The sequence below is a fragment of the Microbacterium azadirachtae genome, from assembly GCF_025583665.1.
Taxonomy (GTDB): Bacteria; Actinomycetota; Actinomycetes; order Actinomycetales; family Microbacteriaceae; genus Microbacterium; species Microbacterium azadirachtae.
Genome location: NZ_CP099706.1, coordinates 1,080,219 through 1,101,311 on the forward strand (window position 1 = coordinate 1,080,219; position 21,093 = coordinate 1,101,311).

Annotated in this window: 19 protein-coding genes; 6 read left to right on the forward strand and 13 right to left on the reverse strand. The window is 72.3% G+C overall.

Going from position 1 to position 21,093, the window contains the following annotated elements; genetic code table 11:
* Positions 1-6 precede the first annotated feature (6 nt).
* The 6 genes from NFX31_RS05070 to NFX31_RS05095 are packed head-to-tail and all read right to left on the reverse strand — an operon-like array spanning position 7 to position 5,535.
* Positions 7-1,155, reverse strand: coding sequence for a mannitol-1-phosphate 5-dehydrogenase (locus tag NFX31_RS05070; protein WP_262956924.1), 1,149 nt, complete (start codon positions 1,153-1,155; stop codon positions 7-9).
* A complete protein-coding gene (locus NFX31_RS05075; RefSeq protein WP_262956925.1) occupies positions 1,155-1,586 on the reverse strand; it encodes a PTS mannitol transporter subunit IIA in 432 nt (143 codons plus the stop codon). The genes NFX31_RS05070 and NFX31_RS05075 overlap by 1 nt, the downstream gene beginning before the upstream one ends.
* 34 nt (positions 1,587-1,620) lie before the next feature.
* Positions 1,621-3,258 (reverse strand): PTS mannitol transporter subunit IIBC, encoded by a 1,638-nt coding sequence (locus NFX31_RS05080; protein ID WP_045251344.1) that lies wholly within the window; start codon positions 3,256-3,258, stop codon positions 1,621-1,623.
* A gap of 44 nt (positions 3,259-3,302) precedes the next feature.
* On the reverse strand, positions 3,303-4,952 hold the full coding sequence (ptsP, locus tag NFX31_RS05085; RefSeq protein WP_045251345.1) for a phosphoenolpyruvate--protein phosphotransferase: 1,650 nt from the start codon (positions 4,950-4,952) through the stop codon (positions 3,303-3,305).
* Entirely contained in the window at positions 4,952-5,233 is a 282-nt protein-coding gene (locus tag NFX31_RS05090; RefSeq protein ID WP_045251346.1) for an HPr family phosphocarrier protein, read from the reverse strand. Before NFX31_RS05090 ends, ptsP begins: the two co-directional genes overlap by 1 nt.
* Positions 5,230-5,535 (reverse strand): PTS sugar transporter subunit IIB, encoded by a 306-nt coding sequence (locus tag NFX31_RS05095; RefSeq protein ID WP_045251347.1) that lies wholly within the window; start codon positions 5,533-5,535, stop codon positions 5,230-5,232. The genes NFX31_RS05090 and NFX31_RS05095 overlap by 4 nt, the downstream gene beginning before the upstream one ends.
* 162 nt (positions 5,536-5,697) lie before the next feature.
* Between NFX31_RS05095 and NFX31_RS05100 the strand changes: the two genes are divergently transcribed.
* Positions 5,698-7,629: a BglG family transcription antiterminator gene (locus NFX31_RS05100; RefSeq protein ID WP_262956926.1), complete on the forward strand. Its 1,932-nt coding sequence runs from the start codon at positions 5,698-5,700 to the stop codon at positions 7,627-7,629.
* Between the two features lie 8 nt (positions 7,630-7,637).
* On the opposite strand, the gene NFX31_RS05105 is transcribed toward NFX31_RS05100, so the two are convergent.
* Genes NFX31_RS05105 through NFX31_RS05115 form a run of 3 tightly spaced genes read right to left on the reverse strand, consistent with a single transcriptional unit; the run spans position 7,638 to position 10,416 of the window.
* The gene (locus tag NFX31_RS05105; RefSeq protein ID WP_045251348.1) at positions 7,638-7,892 is read right to left on the reverse strand and encodes an HPr family phosphocarrier protein; all 255 of its coding nucleotides are present in this window, start codon (positions 7,890-7,892) and stop codon (positions 7,638-7,640) included.
* Positions 7,893-7,894: 2 nt separating this feature from the next.
* Complete coding sequence (locus tag NFX31_RS05110; RefSeq protein WP_045251349.1) at positions 7,895-9,589, reverse strand: phospho-sugar mutase; 1,695 nt, start codon at positions 9,587-9,589, stop codon at positions 7,895-7,897.
* Positions 9,586-10,416 (reverse strand): purine-nucleoside phosphorylase, encoded by an 831-nt coding sequence (locus tag NFX31_RS05115; RefSeq protein WP_262956927.1) that lies wholly within the window; start codon positions 10,414-10,416, stop codon positions 9,586-9,588. The genes NFX31_RS05110 and NFX31_RS05115 overlap by 4 nt, the downstream gene beginning before the upstream one ends.
* A gap of 95 nt (positions 10,417-10,511) precedes the next feature.
* On the opposite strand from NFX31_RS05115, the gene NFX31_RS05120 reads away from it, so the two are divergent.
* Complete coding sequence (locus tag NFX31_RS05120; RefSeq protein ID WP_045251351.1) at positions 10,512-11,960, forward strand: NAD(P)H-quinone dehydrogenase; 1,449 nt, start codon at positions 10,512-10,514, stop codon at positions 11,958-11,960.
* 82 nt (positions 11,961-12,042) lie between these two features.
* On the opposite strand, the gene NFX31_RS05125 is transcribed toward NFX31_RS05120, so the two are convergent.
* Together NFX31_RS05125 and NFX31_RS05130 are read right to left on the reverse strand one after the other, a co-directional pair.
* Positions 12,043-13,812, reverse strand: coding sequence for an acetyl/propionyl/methylcrotonyl-CoA carboxylase subunit alpha (locus NFX31_RS05125; RefSeq protein WP_091480825.1), 1,770 nt, complete (start codon positions 13,810-13,812; stop codon positions 12,043-12,045).
* 126 nt (positions 13,813-13,938) lie between these two features.
* On the reverse strand, positions 13,939-14,598 hold the full coding sequence (locus NFX31_RS05130) for a Maf family protein (protein WP_045251469.1): 660 nt from the start codon (positions 14,596-14,598) through the stop codon (positions 13,939-13,941).
* 57 nt (positions 14,599-14,655) lie between these two features.
* Between NFX31_RS05130 and NFX31_RS05135 the strand changes: the two genes are divergently transcribed.
* The 4 genes from NFX31_RS05135 (at position 14,656) to NFX31_RS05150 (ending at position 18,964) form a co-directional block, all read left to right on the forward strand.
* A complete protein-coding gene (locus tag NFX31_RS05135) occupies positions 14,656-15,915 on the forward strand; it encodes a class I SAM-dependent RNA methyltransferase (RefSeq protein ID WP_262956929.1) in 1,260 nt (419 codons plus the stop codon).
* 87 nt (positions 15,916-16,002) lie between these two features.
* On the forward strand, positions 16,003-16,668 hold the full coding sequence (locus NFX31_RS05140; protein ID WP_045251354.1) for a response regulator transcription factor: 666 nt from the start codon (positions 16,003-16,005) through the stop codon (positions 16,666-16,668).
* A 65-nt stretch (positions 16,669-16,733) separates the two neighbouring features.
* Positions 16,734-17,960, forward strand: coding sequence for a sensor histidine kinase (locus NFX31_RS05145; protein ID WP_045251355.1), 1,227 nt, complete (start codon positions 16,734-16,736; stop codon positions 17,958-17,960).
* Positions 17,957-18,964: a hypothetical protein gene (locus NFX31_RS05150; RefSeq protein ID WP_045251470.1), complete on the forward strand. Its 1,008-nt coding sequence runs from the start codon at positions 17,957-17,959 to the stop codon at positions 18,962-18,964. The genes NFX31_RS05145 and NFX31_RS05150 overlap by 4 nt, the downstream gene beginning before the upstream one ends.
* A gap of 275 nt (positions 18,965-19,239) precedes the next feature.
* Here the strand turns inward: NFX31_RS05150 and NFX31_RS05155 are convergent, their stop codons facing one another.
* Positions 19,240-19,467: an acyl-CoA carboxylase subunit epsilon gene (locus tag NFX31_RS05155; RefSeq protein WP_045251356.1), complete on the reverse strand. Its 228-nt coding sequence runs from the start codon at positions 19,465-19,467 to the stop codon at positions 19,240-19,242.
* Entirely contained in the window at positions 19,464-21,053 is a 1,590-nt protein-coding gene (locus NFX31_RS05160) for an acyl-CoA carboxylase subunit beta (RefSeq protein WP_374700602.1), read from the reverse strand. The genes NFX31_RS05155 and NFX31_RS05160 overlap by 4 nt, the downstream gene beginning before the upstream one ends.
* Positions 21,054-21,093: the final 40 nt, after the last annotated feature.

A 21,093-nucleotide genomic window follows, 5' to 3' on the forward strand; every position in this document is an offset into this window, starting at 1 on the left:
GCGCTGCTACCGGTCCTGGTGACGGGCGACCTCGTCGCGCACCGCGGCGAACAGCGGATGCGCGGCGTCGAGGCCGGTCACCTCGGCGGTGAAGGCGTCGGCGTCCAGGGTGTGCAGCAGCTCCTGCAGCCGCACGGCCTCCTCGTCCTCCGGCGCGTCGAAGGAGAGGGCGGCGCCGACGGCGGCGACGAGCGCCGTCGTGCCGAGGCCGCGCTCCGCCGCCTGCGCCGCCGGGCCGATGAACCGCTCGTGCCGCGAGAGCTTGCGCAGCGGCTGGCGCCCGACCCGCCGCACCGTGTCGGGGAGGAGGGGGTTGCGGAACCGGTCCAGGATCTTCGCACGGTACGCGGCCAGCTCCGCCGGATCCAGGCCGTGCACGGCGGAGAGGACGTTCGAGGTCTCCTCGAGCGCGGCTTCGACGGCCGCGGCGGTCGCCGGATCCTGCAGCGCCTCTGCGATCGTGATCGCGCCGGCGCGCTCGCCGAAGTAGGCGGTCGCGGCGTGCCCCGTGTTGACGGTGAACAGCTTGCGCTCGATGTATGGCGCGAGATCCGCGACGAAGTGCGCGCCGGGGATGTGCGGCGGGTCGTCGCCGAACGGCCCGCTCTCGATCGCCCATTCGAAGTAGGGCTCGACGGTGACGTCCACGCCCTGACCGGGGGCCTGGGCCGGAACGATCCGGTCGACGGCGGTGTTCGCGAAGACCGCGCGGGCGAGGAGCGCGGGCGCGTCCTCGCCCGCCGCGCCCGCGATCTCGGCGCGCAGCAGGTCGGTCGCGCCGATCGCGTTCTCGCACGCCATGATCTGCAGCGGCCGACGATCCGCGTCGCGCAGCCGCAGGCCCGCGACGATCGTCGGCGCCACGAACCGCAGCACGGTCGGGCCGACCGCGGTCGTGACGACGTCGGCCGTGGCGACCGCCTCCGCCGCTGCGGCGGGGTCGGTGCGGCTGTCCACGGCGCGATAGCCGGTGACCACGCGGTCGACGCCGCCGGGGCCCGCCTCGTGCACGGTGTACTCCGGCGCGGCGTTGATCGCGTTCACGAGATCGGCGGCCACGTCCGAGAACACCAGCTCGTAGCCGCCCTCGTGCAGCAGCAGGCCGACGAAGCCGCGGCCGATGTTGCCCGCGCCGAAGTGCACCGCGACGGGCATCAGCCGTTCACCTCCGCCAGCATGGCGAACAGGTCCTCCTCGGATCTTGCGGCGGCGAGACGGGCGACGTCGTCCTCCTCGGAGAACAGGATCGCGATCTGCGACAGGATCTCCAGGTGCTCGTCGCCGCGGCCGGCGATGCCGATCACGAAGGTGACCGGATCCCCTGCCCAGTCCACGCCGCCGTCGTAGCGGATCACGCACAGCGCGGAGGAGAGGATCTCGTCCTTCGCCTCGTTCGTGCCGTGCGGGATGGCGAGTCCGTTGCCCATGAACGTCGAGACGGTCTGCTCGCGCTGCCGCATGGCGTCGAGGTAGGCGGGGGTCACCGCGCCCGCGCCGACCAGGAGTGCCGCTGCTTCCTGCAGGGCCTCCTCCTGGGTGGCGGAGCCCGGATGGATCCGGACGCGGTCGGGGGTGAGGATGCTCATGTCGTGTTCCTTCCTTCGGTTCTCGCGGGCGCGATCAGGCGTCGCCGTCGTGCTGCTTGCGGACGATCTCGACGACCTCGTCGTAGCGGGGCGAGTTCATGAAGTTGTCCACGGAGACGTGCATCGCCTCGCCGTTGCGCGCCCGGGCGCGGTCGGTCAGCTGCTGCTGGGTGACGATGAGGTCCTCCGTGCCGTCCAGGTTCGCGATGGCCTTGTTGGTGACGTCGACGCCGTCGATGCCGGCCTTCTTGAACTTGTTGCGCAGCACGCTGGCGCCCATCGCCGACGAGCCCATGCCGGCGTCGCATGCGAACACGATGGTGGAGATCCGCCGCTCGGTCGCGGTCGGGGCGGGCGCCTCGGCGTTCGTGGTCGCTCCCGCTCCGGCAGCCGCGCCCGCGGTCGTCGAGGCGCGCAGAGCGTCCATCGCGGCGGAGGACTTGCCCTTGTTCGCCTCGGTCTGCGCGATCGCGGCGCCGAACGTGTCCTCGGCGGCCAGGTCGCGCTTGCGGGAGGCCCGCAGGATGACGCCCGAGATCAGGAACGTGACCGTCGCCGCGAGCAGCACCGACAGGTACACGATGAACAGGTTGCCGACGCCTCCCGCGGCCGGGCTCAGCGCCGCGGCCGTGACCGCGATGATGCTGCCCGGCGCCGACGGGAACGCGAGACCGCCGCCGAGGATCATGTTGGTCGTGACGCCCGTGGCGCCGCCCGCGATCAGCGCGAGGACCGTCATCGGCTTGCTCAGCGCGTACGGGAAGTAGATCTCGTGGATGCCTCCGAAGAACTGGATGATGATCGCGCCGGGTGCCGACGCCTTGGCCTGGCCCAGGCCGAAGAAGGTGAAGGCGAGGAGCAGGCCGAGCCCGGGGCCGGGGTTGGCCTCGATCAGGAACAGGATCGACTTGCCCGCGTTGGTGGCCTGCTCGATGCCGAGCGGGGTGAAGACGCCGTGGTTGATCGCGTTGTTCAGGAAGAGCACCTTGGCGGGCTCGACGATGATCGACACGATCGGCAGGAGGTGGATCGACACCAGCCAGGCGACCACGGTGCCGAGCACGGCGCTGATGCCCAGCATCACGGGGCCGAACCCGAAGAAGCCGACGATGGCGAGCAGCATGCCGAGGATGCCGGCGGAGAAGTTGTTCACGAGCATCTCGAAGCCGGGGCGGATCTTGCCGTCCCAGATCCGGTCCATCCACTTCGTGATCAGACCCGCCAGCGGGCCCATGATCATCGCGCCGAGGAACATCGGGATGTCCGTGCCCACGATGACGCCCATCGTCGCGATGCTCGCCACCACGCCGCCGCGCTCGCCGTAGACCATGCGGCCGCCGGTGTTGGCGATGAGCAGGGGGAGCAGGTACGTGACCATCGGGCCGACCAGGCCCACGTACTGCGGGAAGGTGGTGCCGTCCTTCGCGGCGGCGAGCGCGGTGAGCGCTCCCTTCCAGCCGACCGCGTCGGCGTTGCCGAAGCCGCCGAGCAGATCCGCGACCGGGTACCAGTGGCCGAGCCAGCCCACCGAGATGAAGAGCATCGTGATGAAGCCCCAGGCGATGAAAGCGGCGATGTTGGGCATGATCATGCCTGAGAGGAACGTGCCGAAGCGCTGGACCCCGACGCGGGCCCGGTTCGCTCCGGAGATGGGTGCTGACGTCGTCGTCATGATGTGACTTTCTGTGTGTGGGGGATTGCGGTGGGAAGCGGGATTCAGCCGGCCGCCTGAGCGGCTGCACGGGCGGAGGCCGCGTCATCGGCGGCCAGGGCGGCCTCGGCGATGCGCCGGGCCTGGTCGAGCGTGTGCAGCGAGAGGGTGCGGCGCACGTCCGAGAGCGCCGCGGGGGCCATGGAGAGGGAGCCGACGCCGAGGCCGACGAGCACGACGGCCAGCAGCGGATCGGCAGCGGCCTCGCCGCAGACGCCCACCGGCTTGCCGAGGGCGGCGCCGGCGCGGCCGACCTCGGCGACCAGCCGCAGCACGGCGGGATGCCAGGGGTCCTGGAACGAGGCGACCGACCCGAGCAGCCGGTCGGCGGCCATCGTGTACTGGGTGAGGTCGTTCGTTCCGATCGAGGCGAAGTCCGCGTGGGCGAGCAGCCGGTCGGCGAGGAGCGCGGACGACGGGACCTCGACCATGATCCCCGCTGTGCGGAGGCCGTACTCCCGGGCGAGCGCCGTGAAGTACGCGGTCTCCTCGACCGTGGCGACCATCGGCGCCATGACCCAGAGGTCGGCCTCGGTCTCGGCGTCCGCCTCGGCGAGCGCGGTGAGCTGCTCGCGGAGGATGTCCTCGCTGGCGCGGAGGGCGCGCAGGCCCCGCAGGCCGAGGGCCGGGTTCTCCTCGTGCGCGTCGTTGAGGAACGGCAGCGGCTTGTCGGCACCGGCGTCGAGCACGCGCACGACCACCTTGCGGCCGGGGAACGCGGAGAGGAGCTCGCGATAGGCGTCGCGCTGCGCGGTCACCGTGGGCGCCTGGCTCGCGGACAGGAACAGGAACTCCGTGCGGAACAGACCGACGCCCTCGGCGCCGCGCGCGACGGCGTCCACGGCGTCGCCCGGCTTGCCGAGGTTCGCGAGCAGGGCGATCGGGGTGCCGTCGGCGAGGGCGCCCGGTGTCGGCGGCGCCGTGTCGGCCGCTCGTCGATCCGCGGCGCGGGCGGCGGCGCGCGCGATCTCTTCCGGCGCGGGCTCGGTGGTGACGGTGCCGGAGGCCGCGTCCACGATCACGGTCCCGCCGTCCGGCACCCCGGCCGCCTCTGCGGCGCCGACGACGGCGACGATGCCCTTCTCGCGGGCGAGGATCGCGGTGTGCGAGGTCGGCCCGCCGTCGGTGGTGACCAGTGCGAGGACCTTGTCCAGGTCGAGCAGGGCCGTGTCGGCAGGAGCCAGGTCGCGGGCGACGAGCACGAACGGGTGATCCGGATCGGGGACCCCGGGCGCGGCGACCCCGCGGAGCCGGGCGATCACGCGCTGGGCGATGTCGTCCAGATCCGCCGCGCGCTCGCCGAGGTAGCCGCCGACCGCCTCGAGCGAGGCCCGGAAGCCGGCGAACGCGTCGTGCACCGCCCACTCCGCGGTCGATCCGGCGGAGATCCGCTCCTCGACCTCGTCGGCCAGGGTCGGATCCTCTGCGATCATCGCCTGCGCCTCGAGCACGTCCCGGGCGGCGCCGCCCGCGGCTTCTGCGCGACGGTTCAGCTCGGCGGTGACTGCCGCGATCGCCTCCTGCACGCGGGTGCGCTCGGCGTCGGCGCCGACGGTGCTCGGCACGTCCTCGGGGGCGGGGGCCGCCTCCGCCATGTGCAGCACGGGGCCCGTCGCGACCCCCTGGCCGATGCCCACTCCTCGCAGCACGGCCATCAGGCGACGCCCTCGTCGTGGTCGGTGGCCAGCAGCTCGGTGAGCCGGTCGAGCGCGGACTCGGCCGACTCGCCGTCGGCGGTGAGGGTCGCGTAGTCGCCCTGCTCGAGACCGAGCGCGATGACGCCGAGGATGCTCGCGGCGTTCACCGCCTTTCCGGAGTCCTTGGCGATGGTGACGGGGATCCCGGTCTCCTTCGCGGCCTGGGCGAAGATCTTCGCCGGACGGGCGTGGAGTCCGTGCGACGAGCCGATGCGGACGGTGCGGGTCAGGGCGGTCATGGCGTTCCTTTCGGTGCGGAGTCGGCGGCGACCACGAACGCGTGGATGCGCCTGCCGTCCAGGTCGGTGAAGGCGTCCTCGGGAAGCACGGCGACCCGGGCGCGGGGCGCCTGGCGGCCGATCTCCTCACGGAGCGCGGCGATGTGCGGACCCAGCAGGATGACGTCGGCGAACGGATCCACGTCGTCGGCCGGCGCGGCGGCGACCTCCCAGTCGGAGCCCGCGGCGAGTGCGGCGCGGCGGAGTCGTGCCGCGACGAAGGTGCTGGAAGCACCCGCGCCGCAGATGACCTGGATCCTCATCGATTCGTTCCTCCTTCCGTCATTGTTCGACGGAGGGCGCGGCCTCGGCCACCAGGAACGCTTCCGCCTGGGCGGAACGCCCGTTCCGGAGCCCGGTGCCCCCGATGCTGGCATCATGAGGGTGACCGTGCGGTGCGCGGGGACGGGTGAAGGGACGACGGGGTGTCTACTCGACGGCAGGATCGGCTGCTGAGCGTGCTGCTGCGCGAGGACGCGTGGATGACCGGTCCCCGCCTCGCCGACCTCCTGGGCGTCACGCCCCGCAGCGTCCGGGCCTACGTCACCGCCCTCAACGCGCGCGTGCCCGACGGCGACGCCGTCGTCTCGGGCGCGGCGGGATACCGCGCCGGCCCCGCGGCCCGGGCCGCGCTCGCCGCCAGGGCGGGTGCCGGATCGACGCCGCGCGCGCGGCTGCACGGGCTGGTCCGCGCGCTGCTCGACGACGAGGCGGGCATCGACGTCTTCGACACGGCAGAGCGGCTGCACGTCAGCGAGGCGACCCTCGAGGCCGACCTCGTCCGGATCCGCTCGCTGCTGGAGGGGACGCGCCTGACGCTCGAGCGTGACAGGGACGTCGTGCGGCTGCGCGGTGCGGAGCGCGATCAGCGCCGGCTGCTCAGCCGGCTCGCGCACGACGAGATGGACGCGGCGGACTTCCCCGTGGACCCGTTCCGCTTCGCGCTCGCCGGGGGCGCGATCCCCCCGGAGGCGGTGTCGCCGTTCAAGGACGCGCTGGTGGCGGCCCTCGGCGGACTCGGCTACTACGTGAACGAGCTCGCGATCGCCGACGTGCTTCTGCACATCGCCATCGCCGCGGACCGGGTCGCCTCGGGACGCGAGCTGGAGGGCGCCGACCGCCCCGGCGACGACTCCGCCCCGGGGGCGGATCCGGTGGCGGAGGCCATCGGCCGGCTGGCCCGCGAGCAGCTCGGCGTCGAGCTGGGCGCCGGCGATCTCGCACATCTCGCCCGCCTCGTCCTCACCCGGATCGTGACGCCCGGAGGCGCGGATCCGGCCGATCTCGCCCGTGCGGGCCTCGACGCCGAGGTGGAGGCGGCGGTGCGCGCGGAGGTGGTGCAGGCGTCATCGGACTATCAGGTGGATCTCGTCGACGAGGCCTTCATCCTGCGCCTGGCCCTGCACGTGCAGAACCTGCTCCGCCGCGCGCAGGAGGAGTCGCGCGCGCGGAACCCGCTGACGCGCTCGCTGAAGGCGGCCTACCCGATGATCTTCGAGGTGGCCGTCTCGGTGGTCAGCGGGCTGCAGGAGCGACTCGGCCTGCGCGCCGACGACGACGAGATCGCGTACGTGGCGATGCACATCGGCGGCCGGCTGGAGCGCAGCCGCCGGGCGGAGTCCCTGCTGACGGCGACGATCGTCTGCCCCGGCTACTACGAGCTGCACGAGGTCCTGCGCTCGCGCGTCGACCACTCGCTCGGGCAGGGCATCGAGGTGGTGCGGGTGATCACCGCGATGGATCCGCGCGAATCCGAGATCGACAGCGATCTGGTGCTCAGCACGGTCCCGCTTCCGGCGGCGGCCGAGCGCGTGGTGCTGATCCAGCCGTTCCTCACCGAGGCCGACGTCGAGCGCGTGCAGCAGGCCGCCGCCCGGCTGCGGCGTGCGCGCCGACTGGCCCGGCTGCGCGAGGAGCTGTCCCGCTACCTCTCGGAGGACGCGTACGTGCACCCGCTGCCCGACATCGGGGAGGAGGCGATCATCCGGCTGCTGGGCGATCGGCTCGTCGAGGCGGGCCTCATCGGCGAGGACTACATCGAGAACACGATCCAGCGGGAGCGGCTCTCGTCCACCGCGTTCAGCGACGCCCTCGCCGTGCCCCACGCCCTGCAGATGACGGCGCAGCGCACCGCGATCGCGGTGGGCGTCGCCGCGGGCTCGGTCGCGTGGGGGAGCGGGCGCGTGCAGGTCGTGGCGCTCGCCGCGTTCAGCGAGCAGGACCGGGACGCGTTCCAGACCGTGTTCGAGCAGCTGGTGGAGGTGTTCGGCGAGGGCGAGAGCGTCCAGCGCATCGTGCGGCGCGGGGCCGCCTTCGCGGGTTTCCTGGACGAGCTCGTCGCGGTGATCGACGGCTGAACCGGCGCTCAGCCGTCGAGCACGTGCGCCATCGCCGCCAGGAGCCGTTCGGCGCCCGGCCCGTCCGCGCTGAGCACGACCTCGTCCCCGGGGGCGAGGGCGAGATCCATCACCGCCAGGACGCTGCCGAGATCGACGGTCCGCCCCTCGGCGGTCGTGAGCGCGACGGCTCCCTCGTGCGCCAGCGCCAGGCGCACCAGCTCCGCGACGGGGCGCGCGTGCGCCCCGCCCTCGGCGCGGATGACGACGGATCGGGCCGGCACGGTCAGCCCCGTCGCGCCAGCAGCTCGCGGATCGCGGCGTCGAGGCCGGCGACCGCGGCGCGGGCGGCATCGGCCGAGTCCGCCCTGGCGTCGATGTACACCTTGAGCTTGGGCTCGGTGCCGCTGGGGCGCACGATCACCCGGGACCCGTCGGCGAGGCGGTAGCGCAGCACGTCGCCCGCGGGCGCGTCGCCGCCGGCGACGAGGAGGTCCTCCGTCGCCGAGATCGCCGTCGCGCCGAAGGCGGCGGGCGGATCCTGGCGCAGCGCCGCCATGATGCGGCCGATCACCGAGACGTCCTCGACGCGGATCGAGACCTGCCCGCTGGCGAAGTGGCCCACCTCGGCGGCGACCTCCTCGAGCAGGTCGGCGAGCGTCGCCTCGCGGCTGCGGGCCTCCGCGGCCAGGCCGAGCAGCGCCACCGCGGCGGAGATGCCGTCCTTGTCGCGCACCGTGTCGGGATTCACCAGGTAGCCCAGCGCCTCCTCGTAGCCGAACGCGATGCCGGGGGCGCGGGAGATCCACTTGAACCCGGTCAGGGTCTCGTGGAAGTCCAGCCCGTAGTGCCGGGCCACCGCGCCGAGCGCGGGGGAGGAGACCAGCGAGCACGCCAGCGACGTGCCCGGGGCTGCGGGGCCGTCCGCGGTGGCTGCGCGCGCCGCGCGCCAGCCCAGGAGCAGTCCGACCTCGTTGCCGGTCAGCCGGCGCCAGCCGCCCTCGACGCTCTCGTCGGGGATGCCGACGGCGAGCCGGTCGGCGTCCGGGTCGTTCGCGATCACGAGCTCGGCGCCCAGGGTGCGCGCCTTCGCGAAGGCCAGATCCATCGCCCCCGGCTCCTCCGGGTTGGGGAAGGAGACGGTGCGGAACGTGGGATCCGGGTCGCGCTGCTCGCCGACCGTCCACGGCGCGGGGTAGCCGGCCTCGCCGATGATGCGGGAGAAGGTCTCCCAGCCCACCCCGTGCATGGCCGTGTAGACCCAGCGGAGGCCTGCGGTGCCCACCGGCGCCGGAGCGACCGCCGCGGTCGCGGCGACGTAGGCGTCGACGACGTCCTCGCCGGCCGTCTCGTACGCGTCGGAGCGCGGGATCGACCCGGCGTCGCCGCGGTCGGCCACGCGCTGGATGTGCGCGGCGATCTCCGCGTCGGCGGGGGAGACGATCTGCGAGCCCTGATCGGCACCGCCGAGGTACACCTTGTAGCCGTTGTCGTTCGGCGGGTTGTGGCTCGCGGTCACCATGACCCCCGCGTCGGCGCCCAGGTGCCGCACGGCGAAGGCGAGCACCGGCGTCGGAAGCAGGCGCGGCAGGAGGACCGCGCGGAGCCCCGCGCCGGCGAAGATCTCCGCGGAGTCCTTCGCGAAGACGCGCGAGTTCTTGCGGCCGTCGTAGCCGATCACCACGGTCGGCACCGTGCCGGGGGCGGCCTTCTCCGAGAGGTATGCGGCGAACCCGGCGGCGGCCTGAGCCACGAGCACCCGGTTCATGCGGTTCGATCCGGCGGCGAGCTCCCCGCGGAGGCCGGCGGTGCCGAACGCGAGGCGGGTGCGGAAGCGGTCGGCGAGGTCGGTGAGCGCCGCCTCGTCGCCCGATCCGGCGCGCGTGATGAGACCGGCGAGCTCGTCGCGGGTCTCCGGATCCGGATCCTGCCGCAGCCAGGCGCGCGCCTGCGTGAGCAGGGCCGCCTCCTGGCCGCTCACAGCGCCCCGATCACGCGGGCCAGCAGGCCCGAGATCACCGGCTCGGCCTCCCTGCCCGCCTCGATGACCTCGGCGTGGCTGAGGGGGGTCTTCTGGATCCCCGCGGCCAGGTTCGTGATGAGCGAGAACCCGAGCACCTCCATGCCGGCCTCCCGGGCCGCGATCGCCTCGAGCGCGGTCGACATGCCGACGATGTGGCCGCCGACGGCCTTCGCCATCTGCACTTCGGCCGGGGTCTCGTAGTGCGGCCCCCGGAACTGCGTGTAGACGCCCTCGTCGAGCGTCGGGTCGATCGTGCGGGCGAGCTCGCGCAGCCGCGTGCTGTACAGGTCGGTGAGATCGATGAAGGTCGCGCCCTCGAGCGGGGAGTCCGCGGTGAGGTTGATGTGGTCGCTGATCAGCACGGGCTGCCCCGGCTTCCAGGTCTCGCGGATCCCGCCGGCGCCGTTGGTGAGCACCATGGTCCTGGCGCCCGTCGCCGCCGCGGTGCGCACGCTGTGCACGACCCGGCGCACGCCGTGGCCCTCGTAGTAGTGCGTGCGCGCGCCGATCACGAGCACGTTCTTCCCGCCGGGGGTGACGATGCTGCGCAGCGTGCCCACGTGGCCCTCGAGCGCGGGCTTCGAGAATCCGGTGACCTCCGTGGCGGGGATGGTCGCGATCGTCTCGCCGATGAGCTCGGCGGCCTTGCTCCAGCCCGAGCCGAGGGTGACCGCGATGTCGTGGTGGTCGACGCCGGTCAGCCGGTGGATGTCGGCGGCCGCCTCCGCGGCGATCGCGAAGGGGTCGGCGCCCGGGTCGTCGAGGGGGTGGATCTGATCAGCCATGAGATCGAGGATACGGCCCCGCGCTCGCCGCCGGGGAGGCGGGCTCGGAAGAGCAGCGAGGGCGCGGATCGTCGACCTCGCGCGGATGCGGAAGAATGGATCCCATGACCTTGATGTTCGAGCGCTCTCAGCGTGTCGCCGTGCTCGGCGGCGGCCCCGGCGGATACGAGGCGGCGCTCGCCGCAGCCCAGCTGGGTGCGGAGGTGACGCTCGTCGAGAGGGTGGGGGTCGGCGGCTCCGCCGTGCTCACCGACGTGGTTCCCTCCAAGAGCCTCATCGCCACGGCCGACGCCGCGGTGGCGATCAGCGAGGCCACCGACCTCGGCGTGCAGTTCTACGCGAAGGGCGCAGAGGGCAAGCCGCTCAAGCCGCAGATCGCGATCAACCTCGCCGCGGTGAACAAGCGGCTGATGGCCCTCGCCGGCCAGCAGTCGGAGGACATGCGCACCACGCTGCTCGACGCCGGGGTCACGATCCTCTCCGGTCACGGCCGCCTGGACGGTCCCAACGCGATCGTCGTGTCGACTTCGGAGGACGGCACCGACTTCGACCGCGTCGAGGCCGACACCCTCATCGTCGCCGTGGGCGCGTCCCCGCGCGAGCTCGACTCCGCCAAGCCCGACGGCGAGCGGATCCTCACCTGGACCCAGCTCTACGACATGAAGACGCTGCCGGAGCACCTCATCGTGGTCGGCTCGGGCGTCACCGGTGCCGAGTTCGCCTCCGCGTACATGAACCTCGGCGCCAAGGTCACCCTGATCTCCAGCCGCGACCAGGTGCTCCCGGGCGAGGACCAGGATGCCGCGCACGTGCTGGAGAAGGTCTTCAAGCGCGGCGGCATGACGGTGCTCTCCAAGTCCCGCGCCGACAAGGTCGAGCGCACCGCGGACGGCGTCACTGTGACGCTGTCGGACGGGCGCACGGTCGAGGGCAGCCACTGCCTGATGGCGGTCGGATCCATCCCCAACACCGCGGGCATCGGCCTGGAGGACGTGGGGGTCGAGCTCACCGACTCCGGCCACGTGCGCGTCAACCGGGTCGCGCGCACCTCGGTCTCGAACATCTACGCGGTTGGCGACTGCACGAACTTCTTCCCGCTCGCCTCCGTCGCCTCGATGCAGGGCCGCACGGCCGTGTTCCACGCCCTCGGCGACATCGTGATCCCGCTCGAGAAGCTCAAGATCACCGCGAACATCTTCACCGCCCCCGAGATCGCCACGATCGGCTTCTCGGAGAAGGACATCGAGGACGGCGTGGCCGACGGCATCGCCTACAAGCTGCCGCTCGCCGCCAACCCGCGCGCCAAGATGCAGGGGATCCGCGACGGCTTCGTGAAGATCCTCGCGCGCAAGGGATCCGGCACGGTGATCGGCGCCGTCATCGTGGCCCCGCGCGCCTCGGAGCTGATCTACCCCCTCGCGATCGCCGTCGAGCGCCGGCTGAACGTCGATCAGGTGTCGCGCGTGTTCGCGGCCTACCCGTCGATCACGAGCAGCATCACCGACGCCACCCGCGCGATGCACCAGGTCTACATCGCGGGCTGACCGCACCGCGGACGACGAAGCGGCGCCTCCCTCGGGAGAGCGCCGCTTCGTCGTCCACGCGGCCTTCGCGGGCCGCGGGGAGTCAGCTGATGGTGAGCAGCTGATGCCCGGCGGACACGGTCGCACCGGCGTCCGCGTTGATGTTGCCGATCACGCCGTCCTTGTGCGCCTGCAGGGGCTGCTCCATCTTCATCGCCTCGAGGACGACGACCAGATCGCCCTTGACGACCTGCTGTCCCTCCTCGACGGCGACCTTGACGACGGTGGCCTGCATCGGCGACTTCACGGCGTCGCCGGACGCGCCGGCGTTCACGGTCTTCGCGTGGCTGCGCCGGGACGGCGGCACCGCGGCGGGACGTCCGCCGGTGCCGACGACGGAGGCGGCGACCCGATCGGGCAGGCTCACCTCGAGACGCTTGCCGGCGACCTCGACGACGACCGTGTGCCGGCCCTTCGGCTCGGCGGCCGGCTCGAGCTCGCCGTCCCAGGCCGGGATGTCGTTGACGAACTCGGTCTCGATCCAGCGCGTGTAGACGCCGAAGCGGCCGTCCTCCGCGGTGAAGGCGGGGTCGTTCACGACCTTGCGGTGGAACGGCAGCACGGTCGGCAGGCCGGAGACCTCGAACTCGTCCAGGGCGCGGCGCGAGCGCTCCAGCGCCTCGGCGCGGTCCTTGCCGGTCACGATGATCTTCGCGAGCAGCGAGTCGAAAGCCCCGGAGACGACGTCGCCCGCCGTGACACCGGAGTCAAGGCGCAGGCCGGGGCCGCCGAAGGTCTTGAACACGTGGATCGGTCCCGGCTGGGGCAGGAAGCCACGACCCGGGTCCTCGCCGTTGATGCGGAACTCGATCGAGTGGCCCTGCGGAGCGGGGTCGTCGTAGTCGATGGTGCCGCCGGCCGCGATGCGGAACTGCTCGCGGACGAGGTCGATCCCGGTGACCTCCTCGGAGACCGGGTGCTCGACCTGCAGGCGGGTGTTCACCTCGAGGAACGAGATGGTGCCGTCGGCGCCGATGAGGAACTCGCATGTTCCCGCGCCGACGTAGCCGACCTCCTTGAGGATCGCCTTGGACGCCTCGTAGAGCACACGGTTCTGCTCCTCGGTGAGGAACGGCGCGGGGGCCTCCTCGACGAGCTTCTGGTGGCGGCGCTGCAGGGAGCAGTCGCGCGTCGAGATGACGACGACGTTGCCCTCGGCGTCGGCCAGGCACTGCGTCTCGACGTGGCGCGGCTTGTCGAGGTACTTCTCCACGAAGCACTCTCCGCGGCCGAAGGCGGTGATCGCCTCACGGGTCGCGGACTCGAACTGCTCCGCCACCTCGTCGAGCTCGCGGGCAACCTTGAGGCCGCGTCCGCCGCCGCCGTAGGCGGCCTTGATCGCGATGGGCAGGCCCACCTTCTCGGCGAAGGCGATGACCTCCTCCGCCGTCTCGACCGGACCGGGGGTGCCGGGAGCGAGCGGAGCGCCGACCTTCTCCGCCACGTGACGGGCGGTGACCTTGTCGCCGAGCGCCTCGATGGCCGCGGGGGAGGGGCCGATCCACACGAGCCCTGCGTCGATGACGGCGCGGGCGAAGTCGGCGTTCTCGGCGAGGAAGCCGTAGCCGGGGTGGACGGCGTCGGCACCGGCGCGGCGGGCCACCGACAGGATCTTGTCGATCTGCAGGTAGGTCTCGGCGCTGGTGGAGCCGTCGAGGGCGTACGCCTCGTCGGCGAGCCGGGTGTGCAGGGCGTCCCGGTCCTGATCCGCGTACACGGCGACGGAGGAGAGACCGGAGTCGCGCGCGGCGCGGATGATGCGGACGGCGATCTCGCCGCGGTTGGCGACGAGCACCTTGGCGATGGCAGGCATGGATGTCAGCCTATCGACAGCCGAGCCGATATTTTTGACGACCCTCCACAAGAATTCGGTCGGATCGCTTCCTGGATCCTACGAAGCGGAGAGGAGGTCGCGGGTCGATCCCGGCCGGAGTCGGGCTCAGGAGGCGTCCGGCAGGGCGTTCCAGAGATCGGTCCAGCGGATCCCGAGGCGTCCGACGAGGTGCCGCAGCGTGGACAGCGACATGCCGACGACGGTCGACGGGTCGCCCTCCACCCGCTCGATGAACGCGCCGCCCAGGCTGTCGACGGTGAAGGCGCCCGCGACGAGGAGCGGCTCGCCGGTGGCGACGTACGCCTCGATCTCGGCGTCGTCGATGTCGCCGGCGAACGTGACGGCGGCCTCGGCGACGGCGTGGACCTCGCGGGACGGCTCGCCGGGCCGCACCAGGAAGACGCTGTGCCCGGAGTGCAGCACGCCGGTCCGCCCGCGCATCGCATGCCAGCGGGCGATCGCGCGCTCGGGTTCGTACGGCTTGCCGTGCACCGCGCCGTCGAGCTCGAACATGGAGTCGCCGCCGATCACGATCCCCTCGAAATCGGGATGCGCCTCGTGGATGCGCGCCGCGACCTCGGCCGCCTTCGCGCGCCCGAGCAGCAGCACGACCTCCTGCGGCGTGAGCACGCGGCCCCGGCGCTCCGCCTCGGCGGCGGCGACCGCGTCCTCGTCGACGTCGGGGCTCAGGCAGAGGGGCTCGATCCCGCTCTGACGCAGCAGGGCGAGCCGGGCGGGCGAGGTGGAGGCGAGGCACACGCGCATGGGCTCCACGCTATCGGGTCGGATCCGCGGACGGCCGTGGTCTGGGATGATCGAGAGGTGACCGATTCCGACGCGTCCGAGGGCGCTCTTCTCGACCTCGACGTGACCGCGATCGCGCACGGCGGCGTCTTCGTCGCCCGGCATGAGGGACGCGTCGTGTTCGTCTCCGACGCGATCCCCGGGGAGCGTGTGCGGGCGCGGCTGGACCGGCCGTCCGCCGACGTCGACACCCGGTCGTTCTGGCGTGCCGAGACCGTCGAGGTGCTGGACGCTTCGCCCCACCGTCGCGCGCATGTGTGGGCGGAGGCCGACGTCAGCCGTGCCCCCGGGCAGCGCCCGGGCGGCGCCGACCTCGGCCACATCGAGATCGGCCACCAGCGGGTGCTGAAGCGCCGGGTGCTCCAGGAGGCGCTGGACCGCTTCGCCGGCGGGGGCATCGAGGCCCCGGAGGTCGAGGCGACGGGCGTGGACGAGCACTGGCGGACCAGAGTCACCCTCCACGTCGACGACGAAGGGCGGGTCGGGCCGTTCGCGGCGCGCAGCCACCGCGTCGTCCCGGTCGCCCAGCACGTGCTGGCGCGCCCGGCGATCGATGCGGTGGCGCGCGGGCTCCGGGGGATCCCGGAAGGGCGGGTCGAGCTGATCGAGCCCGCCGACGGCGAGGTGCGACAGGTGCTGCATCCTGAGGCGGATCGGCGGGCCCGCGGCCGCGGAGCGCGGCGCACGCCCCGGCGCCCCGCACCCCAGACGATCGTGGAGCAGGCCGCCGGGCGCTCCTTCGCGCTCGACGCGGACGGCTTCTGGCAGATCCACCCGGCCGCCGCGGATCTCCTCGACGGCGCCGTCGCCGAGCTGCTGGACGGAGTCGTGGATCCGTCGGCCGCGCATCTGGACCTCTACGGCGGCGTGGGTCTCTTCTCGGCCACCCTCGCGAGACTCGGCGCTCGCCGCATCACGACGGTCGAGTCGTCGCCGCGCGCGATCCGGCACGCGGCCGAGAACCTGCGCGACCTGGGCGTGCAGGCGGTCACCGCCCGCGTCGACCGCTTCCTGAAGGCCGGCGAAGCCGACCTCGGAGACGTCGCCGGCGGCGCGGTCGTGCTCGACCCGCCGCGCTCGGGAGCCGGTCGTGCCGTGGTGGAGGACGTCGTCGCCCTCGAGCCGGCGGCGGTCGCCTACGTCGCGTGCGACCCCGTCGCGCTCGCCCGTGACCTGGCCACGTTCCGCGCGCACGGGTACGAGCCGCGTCGGATGCGCGCCTTCGACCTCTTCCCCCACTCCCACCACCTGGAGACTGTCGCACTGCTGACGCGGTAGCCGGCTCGAGGCAGGAGCGGCGGATCCCGGCGGCCTGGCCCTCCTCGGGCGACGGGCGCACGATCCGCCACGGGATACAGTGAGAGCGTGAGCAGCGTAGCCCTGATCGACGACCACGAGTCCGTTCGCCTGGGACTCGCCGCCGCGCTCGAGCGTGCCGACTTCGACGTCGTGTTCTCGGGTGCCGGCGTGGCCGAGTACCTCGATGCGCGCGGGCGCGCACTGGCGCTGCCCGCTGACGTCGTCCTGCTCGATCTCACCCTCGGAGACGGCACGACGGTGACCGAGAACGTGACCCGGCTGGTCGCCGACGGATCCAGCGTGGTCATCCACAGCGTCGCGGACCGGCCCGTCGCCGTCCGCGAGGCCCTGGCCGCGGGCGCCGCGGGCGTCATCAGCAAATCGTCCCCGCTGGACGACGTGATCGCCGCCGCCCTCACGGTCGCGCGCGGCGAGGCGCTCAACAACGTGGAGTGGGCGAACGCGGTCGACGGCGACACGGCGTTCGCCGACGCGCAGCTCTCCACCCGCGAGCGCGAGGTGCTGCGGCTGTATGCGACCGGGCTGCCGCTGAAGGTCGTGGCCGAGCGACTCGGCGTGGCGTATTCCACCGCCAAGGAGAACATCACCCGCATCCGCGTGAAGTACGTGGAGGTCGGACGCCCCGCGCCGACGAAGGTCGATCTGCTGCGTCGCGCGATGGAGGACGGCATCGTGGAGAACGCGCAGGAGGATCCGCAGGGTGTGGGCTGAGCACGGCGCGCTCGCTCGGAGCCGCTCCGCAGCAGGCACGACGCCTCGGCGGGCGGGCTAGGCGCATGTCGGCGGACCAGGGTCTCAGGGAGGCCTGGGAGCGGATCTCCACACCCGGCGAGGTCGGGCAGGAGCTGGAGCGCTTCGCCGGGCGGCGGATGGAGCGCATCATCGCCATCGTCGTGGGCGTCGGGGCCCTCGCGCTCGGCACTCAGGCGCTCGTCAACGCCCTCTTGAAGATGCGCGTCGTGGACGTGCCGCACGTCTCGATGATGGCGCTGGTCTTCGTGCCGTGGGGCGCGATGCTCGTCTGCTGCGCGCTCGGGCGCGCGGTGCGCCTCACGGCGGGGATCTTCTTCGTCGCCTACATCGTCGATCTCGCGCTCTGGCCCTTCGTCGCCACGCATCAGAACCTGGATCCGTCGGACCAGCCGTGGATCTTCTTCCTCGTCAACGTCGCGGGAGTCGCGGCGGTCGTCGCCTTCCCGCTCGGGGTTCAGGTGGCCTGGGCGCTGGCCGGGCCGTTCCTCTACGGCACCGTGCGTCTCGTGCAGGGCGACTTCCAGCGCGGGTTCTGGGTGGTCACGGCGTTCGATGTCTCGTTCACCCTCATCCTCGGACTCGTGCTGGTGGCCCTGGGATGGATGTTCCGGTCGGTCGCGAACGGGGTCGACGAGGCTCGCGGCCGGGCGGTGGCGCTCTACACCGCGGCGGCCACGGCAGAGGCGTCCGAGCACGAGCGCGTCGCGGTCGCGGCCCTCATGCACGACAGCGTGCTCGCCGCGCTCATCGCCGCAGAGCGCGCGGAGACCGAGCGAGAGCGCGCCCTCGCGGTGGACATGGCGCGTGAAGCGCTCACCCGCCTGGCGAATGCCGAGGCCCCGGCCCAGGAGGGCAGTGAGGAGCCCGTGCAGATCGAGCGGCTCGCGGAGGATCTGCGCCGGGCCGTGGGGCAGATGGGGCTGTCGATCGAGGTCGAGCACTTCGGTCACGGCGCCGTGCCCGACCGGGTCGCCCGGGCGATGGCGCTCGCGGCGCGGCAGGCGATCGGCAACGCCGTCGCGCACGCATCCGGCCGCGGACTCGCCGTGGTGGTGGAGGGACACGGCGACACCGGCCTCACCGTCAAGGTCAGCGACACCGGAAGCGGGTTCGATCCGGCGCAGGTCGGCGCGGACCGCCTCGGCATCCGTGCGTCGATCCTCGCCCGGATGGCGGCGGTCGGCGGGGTCGCCACGATCGAGTCCGACCGGCACGGCACGGTCGTGACGCTCGGGTGGTCGCAGTCATGAGGCTCACCGTCCGCATGGTGGCGACCGGGCTGGCGCTCGTGTTCGCCTGCTACTTCGCCGCGCGTGCCCTGTGGTGGACCACGCCGCCGCCGCGCCCGATGCTCGTGCTGCTGGCCGTCGCGATCTATCTCGGCTCCTTCGCGGTGATCGCGATCGTCGGTGCGGGGCGCTCGGTGCAGATGCCGCGCTGGGCAGCCGCCCTGGCGCTCGCCTCCGCGCTCGCCATCCCGCAGCTGAGCAACCTCGGTCTCGACGCCGCAGACCTGCGCGCCCCCTACGCGACCTGGTACATCGGCTCCGTCGGACTGACCGGCGTGGTCTGCATCGTGCGGCGCCGCCCGTGGGCGGGCTGGATCGTGCTCCTCCTGCTCACCCTGTCCTCGACGGCCTGGATCGGTTTCCTGCAGGCTCTCGGCCTGGGGCTGGTCGGGTCGACGGTCTGGATGGTGATCGCTCAGCTGCTGGTCGCGTTCTGGCGGCGCGCCGTGCGCGACACCGATCGGCTCGCGGGGATCCAGCAGGCGGCATCCGCCTGGCAGGCGACGCAGATCGTGCGTCAGCGCGAGCGCCGGGAGCGGGTGCAATACGCGCTGACCGTCGCGGGCCCCGTACTCAGCCGCGTGATCGAGACGCGCGGCGAGCTCTCTCCGGACGAGAAGCGCGCCGCGCACCTGGCCGAGGGACGTCTGCGGGACGAGATCCGGGGCGGCGAGCTGCTCAACGAGCGCGCCCGTGCGGCGATCGAGTCCGCGCGCGCCCGCGGCGCGTCGGTCACGGTGTTCGACGACGGCGGCCTGGAGGGGCTGGACGAGCACAGCAAGGGCCGCATCCGCGAGGAGCTGGCTGACGTGCTCTCCGGCTCCTCCTCGGCGCGGCTCATCATCCGTGCCCCCAAGGACGCGAGGATCGCGGTCACCGTCGTCGGCCGATCTGCGGCAGGCGAGTCGTCCGACGAGGACTCCGTGGAGCTCTGGCACGAGATCCCGCGCGCCGAGACGGACTGATCCCGCCGCCGGCGGTGCCGAATCCGGAGGCCGGCAGAAGAAAGGGCGAGGGGCGGCGAAGCCGCCCGCCCCTCGCCAGGTGCGGAACAGTTACCCGAAAACCGTCCGCAAAGACCGGAGATCGTCTGCCTACCCTGTGGCGGAGATCCGGTCGAACGCGAAGCGTTGCAAGAAAGAGTCTTCCGGGTCGTGCAAAAGATGTCTGTAGGTATTTTGGGGGACAAATCCGGACACAGGTGATAATCCGGATCCGAAGCCGGTCCGCAGGCCCGGGTTCAGCCCGAGAAGCGGCCCCACGGGATGTCTCGCCGCAGGGGGGAGCGCAGGGCGCGCTGATTGCGCTCCCACGCCGACACCGGCTTCTGCGCGGCCACGGCGTCGGCCTCCTCCGCCACGAACGCCTCGGAGAGCACGGCGATGAGCGCCGCGAGCTCCTCTTCGCTCGCGGTTCCGCGGAGCACCTGGATCTCGACGGCGTCGGCCGCTGCGTCCTCCGCGCTCACAGCGGGATGTTCCCGTGCTTCTTCGGGGGCAGCTCGGCGCGCTTCCCCCGCAGCGCGCGCAGCGCCTTCGCGATCGAGACGCGCGTGTTGGCCGGCTCGATGACCCCGTCGATCTCGCCGCGCTCGGCAGCGAGGAAGGGGCTGGTGACGTTGTAGGTGTACTCGTTCGCCAGGCGCGTGCGCACGGCGGCGACGTCCTCGCCGGCCTCCTCGGCGCGCTTGATCTCCCCGCGGTACAGGATGTTCACCGCGCCCTGGCCGCCCATGACGGCGATCTCGGCGGTCGGCCACGCGAGGTTGACGTCGGCGCCCAGCTGCTTGGAGCCCATGACGATGTAGGCGCCGCCATAGGCCTTGCGCAGGATCACGGTGACCAGCGGCACCGTGGCCTCCGCGTAGGCGTAGATGAGCTTCGCGCCGCGGCGGATCACGCCGGTCCACTCCTGGTCCGTGCCGGGCAGGTATCCCGGCACGTCGACGAGGGTGACGATCGGGATCGAGAACGCGTCGCAGAAGCGGACGAAGCGGCTGGCCTTCTCGCCGGCCTCGATGTTCAGGGTTCCCGCCATCTGGGACGGCTGGTTGGCGATGATGCCGACCGAGCGTCCCTCGACGCGGCCGAAGCCGATCACGATGTTGGGTGCGAACAGCGGCTGCACCTCGAGGAACTCCGCGCCGTCGACGACGCGCTCGATGACGGTGTGGATGTCGTAGGGCTGGTTCGCCGAGTCCGGGATGAGGGTGTTCAGCGTGCGGTCGGCGTCCGTGGTCTCGAACTCGAAGTCGCTGGAGTAGGTGGGCAGCTCCGCCATGTTGTTGTCCGGCAGGAAGCCGAGCAGGGTGCGGGCGTAGTCGATCGCGTCGTCCTCGTCCTCGGCGAGGTAGTGCGCGACGCCCGAGCGGGTGTTGTGCGTGTACGCGCCGCCGAGCTCCTCCATGCCGACGTCCTCGCCGGTCACGGTCTTGATCACGTCGGGGCCCGTCACGAACATCTGGCTGGTCTTGTCGACCATGATCACGAAGTCGGTCAGCGCGGGGCCGTAGACGGCACCGCCGGCAGCCGGGCCCATGATGATGGAGATCTGCGGGATCACGCCGGAGGAGCGGGTGTTGTGGCGGAAGATCTCGCCGTACTTGCTGAGCGCGAGCACGCCCTCCTGGATGCGCGCGCCGCCCGAGTCGAGGATGCCGATGATCGGCACGCCGCTGCGCAGCGCGAACTCCATGATCTTGATGATCTTGTCGCCGGAGACCTCGCCCAGCGAGCCGCCGAAGGTCGTGAAGTCCTGCGAGTAGACGGCGACCGTGCGTCCGTTGATGGTGCCGACGCCGGTGACCACCGAATCGCCGTACGGGCGGTTCTTGTCCATCCCGAACGCGGTCGTGCGGTGGCGGACGTACTCGTCGAACTCGACGAAGCTGCCCGGATCCACCAGCAGCTCGATGCGCTCGCGGGCGGTCATCTTGCCCTTGGCGTGCTGCTTCTCCTTCGCCTTCGCCTCGGCCGAGACGACGGCCTCGTCGTAGCGGGCGCGGAGGTCGGCGATCTTGCCGGCGGTCGTGTAGAGGTCAGGCGTGTCCGTCACGGTCTCCACATTAGCGCCGGGCCCGCGACGTCCGTTGGAT

Coding starts and splice junctions, on each gene's coding strand:
- NFX31_RS05070 (WP_262956924.1), bottom strand. CDS start 1,155: ATGCCCGTCGCGGTGCACTTCGGCGCGGGCAACATCGGCCGCGGCTTC.
- NFX31_RS05075 (WP_262956925.1), bottom strand. CDS start 1,586: ATGAGCATCCTCACCCCCGACCGCGTCCGGATCCATCCGGGCTCCGCC.
- NFX31_RS05080 (WP_045251344.1), bottom strand. CDS start 3,258: ATGACGACGACGTCAGCACCCATCTCCGGAGCGAACCGGGCCCGCGTC.
- ptsP (WP_045251345.1), bottom strand. CDS start 4,952: ATGGCCGTGCTGCGAGGAGTGGGCATCGGCCAGGGGGTCGCGACGGGC.
- NFX31_RS05090 (WP_045251346.1), bottom strand. CDS start 5,233: ATGACCGCCCTGACCCGCACCGTCCGCATCGGCTCGTCGCACGGACTC.
- NFX31_RS05095 (WP_045251347.1), bottom strand. CDS start 5,535: ATGAGGATCCAGGTCATCTGCGGCGCGGGTGCTTCCAGCACCTTCGTC.
- NFX31_RS05115 (WP_262956927.1), bottom strand. CDS start 10,416: ATGGCTGATCAGATCCACCCCCTCGACGACCCGGGCGCCGACCCCTTC.
- NFX31_RS05120 (WP_045251351.1), top strand. CDS start 10,512: ATGGATCCCATGACCTTGATGTTCGAGCGCTCTCAGCGTGTCGCCGTG.
- NFX31_RS05125 (WP_091480825.1), bottom strand. CDS start 13,812: ATGCCTGCCATCGCCAAGGTGCTCGTCGCCAACCGCGGCGAGATCGCC.
- NFX31_RS05130 (WP_045251469.1), bottom strand. CDS start 14,598: ATGCGCGTGTGCCTCGCCTCCACCTCGCCCGCCCGGCTCGCCCTGCTG.
- NFX31_RS05145 (WP_045251355.1), top strand. CDS start 16,734: ATGTCGGCGGACCAGGGTCTCAGGGAGGCCTGGGAGCGGATCTCCACA.
- NFX31_RS05150 (WP_045251470.1), top strand. CDS start 17,957: ATGAGGCTCACCGTCCGCATGGTGGCGACCGGGCTGGCGCTCGTGTTC.